Here is a 585-nt window from a genome sequence, read left to right as displayed (position 1 = left end):
AAGGTTCTCGGGTCGACAATGTCGATCCCTTGGAAGGAGCCGAGATCGAGCAGATGCCGATCGCCAGAGACGAGATAGTCCACGTGACCAGCCACTGCGGCTTCGAGGAATTTGTCGTCATCGGGGTCATCGTCAACTGCTGTGATGTCCTCGTTTGGGTCGACGAACTCCGCGTAATACCGGATTGTTTCGACTTCCTGCTGGACGTCTTCTTCGTCCATGTGGAACTTCTCCGGATACTTGAGTAGGGTGTCTCGAAACTCAGTTAGCGTCGCGACGGAGACAATAATCTCGTACTCACTACTGAACCCTTTGACGACCACATCGTGGGGGACACCAGTCGCGATGACGCTTGAAATGAGGACGTTCGTATCGAGAACGGCTCTCATTCATCGGCGCTCCGCGCGTCGTGGACTAGCTGGCTGACCTCGTCCATGGAGAGATTGACCTCTTCCGATCGCTCTTCGACTCGGTGCTGGAACTCTTCGACTGAGGGGAGTTCGAGTTTCTTCAAGACCAGACCGTAGTCTGTCGGGACGACCATCAGCTTCGTCCCTTTTTCGAGGCCGAACTGGTCGCGAAGCC

At 55.4% G+C, this 585-nt stretch carries 2 protein-coding genes; both read right to left on the bottom strand.

The window, feature by feature from the left end; translation table 11 throughout:
- A partial coding sequence (locus ABDZ36_RS14670; protein WP_343749377.1) for a putative toxin-antitoxin system toxin component, PIN family occupies positions 1-389 on the bottom strand: 389 nt, incomplete at its 3' end.
- The coding region (locus ABDZ36_RS14665; protein WP_343749376.1) for an AbrB/MazE/SpoVT family DNA-binding domain-containing protein at positions 386-585 on the bottom strand (200 nt) is incomplete at its 5' end. The genes ABDZ36_RS14670 and ABDZ36_RS14665, both read right to left, overlap by 4 nt.

Source organism: Halarchaeum salinum (assembly GCF_039520965.1).
Lineage (GTDB): Archaea > Halobacteriota > Halobacteria > Halobacteriales > Halobacteriaceae > Halarchaeum > Halarchaeum salinum.
This window is presented reverse-complemented; position numbering and strand designations above follow the sequence as displayed.